Genomic DNA, 4,085 nt, shown 5'->3' with positions numbered 1-4,085 from the left:
CGCCGGGCTCCAGGCGGGCGACCGCCACGGCCGCCTCGACCCCCGCTCCGCCGACCGCGACGGCAGCCGCGCCCTCGCGCAGCTCCTCGCCGCACGCGACGTCACCACCCGCGTCGTCACCAACGCCGACGAGGCCGCCGCCGCGGCCGGCCCCCGCACCACCCTCCTCGTCACCGACCCCGACCTCCTCGGCGCACCCCAGCGCCGCGCCATCCGCTCCGCCATCGACCTCTCCGGCGGCCGCACCCTCCTCGTCGCCCCCACCGGCCCCCGCCCTCACCGAACTGGCCCCCGGCGCCCGCACCGAGGGCTTCGCCCACCGGCACGACCTCGACCCCGGCTGCCCCCTGCCCACCGCCACCACCGCAGGCCGCGCCGGCACCGGCGGCGGCCTCCGCTACGCCACCGGCCTCCCCGGCGCGAGCGGCTGCTACCCCAGCGACGGCCACCCCACCCTCCTGGTGCTGCCCAGCACCACCCGCGGCGGCGACATCGTCCTCCTCGGCTCCGAACGCCCCCTGCTCAACCGGCACCTCGCCGAGGAGGGCAACGCCTCCCTCGCCCTCCAACTCCTCGGCTCCCGACCCGAACTCGTCTGGTACCTGCCCACCCTCGCCGACATGCCCGCCGACGGCCCCGCGCAGGACAAGACCCTCCTCGACCTCGTCCCGTCCGGCTGGTACTGGGCTTTGCTGCAGCTGTTCGCGGCCGCCGCGCTCGCCGCCCTGTGGCGCGCCCGCCGCCTCGGCCCGCTCGTCACCGAGAACCTGCCCGTCGCCATCCGCGCCTCCGAGACCACCGAGGGCCGCGCCCGCCTCTACCGCAAGACCGCCGCCCGCGACCGCGCCGCCACCGTGCTGCGCGCCGCCGCCCGCGAACGCCTCGCCGCACTGGTCGGCGTACCGCCCGCGCAGGCCCACGACCCGGCGGCCCTGTCCGCCGCCGTTTCCGCCCGCCTGCCCGAGCCCCCCGCCGCCGCCACCGGCACCGGCACCGGCACCGGCACCGGACGCGACGTCACCACCCTCCTCTTCGGCCCCACTCCCGCCGACGACGCGGCACTCGTCGCGCTCGCCGACCACCTCGACGCCCTCGAAAGAGAGGTCCGCACCTCATGACGGCCACCACGGACAGCGCCCGCTCCTCCCTGGAAGCGCTCCGCACCGAGATCGGAAAGGCCGTGGTCGGCCAGGACTCCGCCGTCACCGGTCTCGTCGTCGCACTCCTGTGCCGCGGACACGTCCTCCTCGAAGGCGTCCCCGGCGTCGCCAAGACCCTCCTCGTGCGCGCCCTCGCGGCCTCCCTCGAACTCGACACCAAGCGGGTCCAGTTCACCCCCGACCTGATGCCCAGTGATGTGACGGGCTCTCTGGTCTACGACGCCCGCACCGCCGAGTTCTCCTTCCAGGACGGCCCCGTCTTCACCAACCTCCTCCTCGCCGACGAGATCAACCGCACGCCCCCCAAGACCCAGTCCTCCCTCCTGGAGGCCATGGAGGAGCGCCAGGTCACGGTCGACGGCACCCCCCGCAAACTCCCCGAGCCCTTCCTCGTCGCCGCGACCATGAACCCCGTCGAGTACGAGGGCACCTACCCGCTCCCCGAAGCCCAGCTCGACCGCTTCCTCCTCAAGCTCAACGTGCCCCTCCCCTCCCGCGAGGACGAGATCGGCGTACTGACTCGGCACGCCGCCGGCTTCGACCCGCGCGACCTGCACTCCGCCGGCATCCGCCCCGTCGCCGGCGCCCAGGAGCTCGAAGCCGCCCGCGAGGCCGTCACCCGCGTCACCGTCTCCCCCGAGATCACCGGCTACGTCGTCGACATCTGCCGCGCCACCCGCGAATCGCCGTCCCTCACCCTCGGCGTCTCCCCGCGCGGCGCGACCGCCCTGCTGGCCACCTCCCGCGCCTGGGCCTGGCTCACCGGCCGCGACTACGTCACCCCCGACGACGTGAAGGCGCTCGCCCTGCCGACCCTGCGCCACCGCGTCCAGCTCCGCCCGGAGGCCGAAATGGAAGGCGTCACCGCCGACTCCGTCATCTCGGCGATCCTCACCCACGTCCCCGTCCCCCGCTGATGGCCCTCACCGGACGCGCCGCCCTCCTGGCGGCCCTCGGCAGCCTGCCCGTCGGCCTCCTCGAACCGAGCTGGACGGGCCTCCTCGCCGTCAACGGCACCCTCGGCCTGGCCTGCGCGCTCGACTACGCCCTCGCCGCACCCGTCCGCACCCTGCGCCTCACCCGGTCGGGTGACACCTCGGTCCGCCTCGGCGAGACCGCCGACGTGCACCTGACCGTCACCAACCCCGGGACCCGACCGCTGCGCGCCCGCGTCCGCGACGCGTGGCCCCCGAGCAGCTGGGCCCCGGGCACCGAGACGGCCGCCTCGCGCCACGAGCTGACCGTCCCCGCCGGGGAACGCCGCCGCCTCACCACCCGGCTGCGCCCCACCCGCCGCGGCGACCGCCGGGCGGACCGCGTCACGATCCGCTCGTACGGGCCCCTGGGCCTCCTGGCCCGCCAGGGCTCCCACACCGTCCCCTGGACGGTCCGGGTCCTGCCGCCCTTCACCAGCCGCAAGCACCTCCCGTCCCGCCTCGCGCGCCTGCGCGAACTCGACGGCCGCACCAGCGTCCTGACGCGCGGTGAGGGAACCGAGTTCGACAGCCTCCGCGACTACGTCCCCGGCGACGACACCCGCTCCATCGACTGGCGGGCCACCGCCCGCCGGCACGAGGTCGCCGTCCGCACCTGGCGTCCGGAACGCGACCGGCACATCCTGATCTGTCTCGACACCGGCCGCACCTCGGCCGGCCGCGTCGGCGACGCTCCCCGCCTGGACTCCGCCATGGACGCGGCCCTGCTGCTGGCTGCCCTGGCCACCCGCGCCGGCGACCGCGTGGACCTGCTGGCCCACGACCGCCGCACCCGCGCCCTGGTCCAGGGCCGCGCGGCCGCCGACGTCCTGCCGGCCTTCGTGAACGCGATGGCCGGCCTGGAGCCGGAACTGGTCGAGACGGACTCCCGCGGCCTGGTCTCCACCGTCCTGCGCAGCGCCCCGCGCCGCTCCCTGGTGGTCCTTCTGACGAGCCTGGACGCGGCCCCCGTGGAAGAGGGCCTGCTCCCGCTCCTCCCCCGCCTCACCCAGCGCCACACGGTGATCCTGGCCTCGGTGGCCGACCCCCACATCGCGTCGATGGCCGCCTCGCGCGGCTCCGTGGACGCGGTCTACGAGGCCGCCGCCGCCACACAGACCCAGACCCAACGCCGCCGCACGGCGGACCAGCTCACCCGCCACGGCGTCCACGTGGTCGACGCCACCCCGGACACCCTGGCCCCAGCCCTGGCGGACACCTACCTCGCCCTGAAGGGAGCCGGGCGGCTCTAGAGGTTGACGCGCTTCAGGTAGACACGATGACGATGGCGGATCGTCTGGTACCAGACCATCAGCCGCTCGTCCTCGTAGGTACGCAGCCGCATGGGCGCCGGATCCTCATAGAGACTCCCGGTCTTCGGATCGATACCCATCGAGGCAAGATCAACCAGACCGTCCATCACCCCACTGACGAGTGCCTGATGCTCGTCAGCCATCTCGCCCAGAACCCAGATACGGCTTGGATCACACTCCCACGCCCAGCCCTGCTCGTTCTCGACCGCCTCCCCCCGTCCGGTCACAGACCAATCTCCTGCTGGGCCTCTGCCAGAATGCGGCTACTGGTCTCCATGGCGGCCCGGAAAACCTTGTCCTCCACCGTTGGATCCCCAGCCAGCCGCTGTGCCTCGGCCAGCGCCCCAGCTCTGGCCGGCCATCGCTGAATGGCGACGTGAGTGGCCCACTTGATCAAAAAGAACCGGAGTGGGTTGATGGCTCCGGTCTCAGCCGCGCGATCGAACGCTTCATGACATTCAGTGTCGAACTCCGCGAGGCTCCGCATGTCCAGTCGCCGGACGGCATCTCGGAGAGCCTCACGGGTCATGGCTGGCTGAGGGATGAGGGGGCCGTCAGCCTCGGTGTGCTGTGCTGTCATCGTGTCCTCCAACGGAAACCCTAGAGCACCCAGCGCCGGCCTGCAGGCCGTAAACGCA

Annotated in this window: 4 protein-coding genes and 1 pseudogene; 3 read left to right on the top strand and 2 right to left on the bottom strand. The window is 73.8% G+C overall.

Annotated features, from left to right (window positions below):
• The 3 genes and pseudogenes from VR44_RS49350 to VR44_RS36950 form a co-directional block, all read left to right on the top strand.
• A pseudogene (locus VR44_RS49350) lies at positions 1–515 on the top strand (DUF4350 domain-containing protein); the annotation flags it as partial.
• A 599-nt stretch (positions 516–1,114) separates the two neighbouring features.
• Positions 1,115–2,077: an AAA family ATPase gene (locus VR44_RS36955; protein ID WP_045952047.1), complete on the top strand. Its 963-nt coding sequence runs from the start codon at positions 1,115–1,117 to the stop codon at positions 2,075–2,077.
• Positions 2,077–3,387 carry a DUF58 domain-containing protein gene (locus tag VR44_RS36950; protein WP_045952046.1) on the top strand — a complete coding sequence of 437 codons (1,311 nt, stop codon included), beginning with the start codon at positions 2,077–2,079 and terminating at the stop codon, positions 3,385–3,387. Before VR44_RS36955 ends, VR44_RS36950 begins: the two co-directional genes overlap by 1 nt.
• On the opposite strand, the gene VR44_RS36945 is transcribed toward VR44_RS36950, so the two are convergent.
• Both VR44_RS36945 and VR44_RS36940 read right to left on the bottom strand, forming a co-directional pair.
• Positions 3,384–3,674, bottom strand: coding sequence for a hypothetical protein (locus VR44_RS36945; RefSeq protein WP_045952045.1), 291 nt, complete (start codon positions 3,672–3,674; stop codon positions 3,384–3,386). The two genes, VR44_RS36950 and VR44_RS36945, sit on opposite strands and share 4 nt — an antisense overlap.
• A partial coding sequence (locus VR44_RS36940; RefSeq protein WP_052713999.1) for a hypothetical protein occupies positions 3,671–4,085 on the bottom strand: 415 nt, incomplete at its 5' end. The genes VR44_RS36945 and VR44_RS36940, both read right to left, overlap by 4 nt.

Origin of the sequence: Streptomyces katrae (assembly GCF_000966975.1) — a bacterium.
Classification (GTDB): domain Bacteria; phylum Actinomycetota; class Actinomycetes; order Streptomycetales; family Streptomycetaceae; genus Streptomyces; species Streptomyces katrae.
The sequence above is the reverse complement of the archived record's forward strand: the minus strand, read 5'-3'. Positions and strand labels throughout refer to the sequence as shown.

Excerpts from the sequence above, each read along its gene's own strand:
- VR44_RS36955 (WP_045952047.1), top strand. The coding sequence starts at position 1,115 with ATGACGGCCACCACGGACAGCGCCCGCTCCTCCCTGGAAGCGCTCCGC.
- VR44_RS36950 (WP_045952046.1), top strand. The coding sequence starts at position 2,077 with ATGGCCCTCACCGGACGCGCCGCCCTCCTGGCGGCCCTCGGCAGCCTG.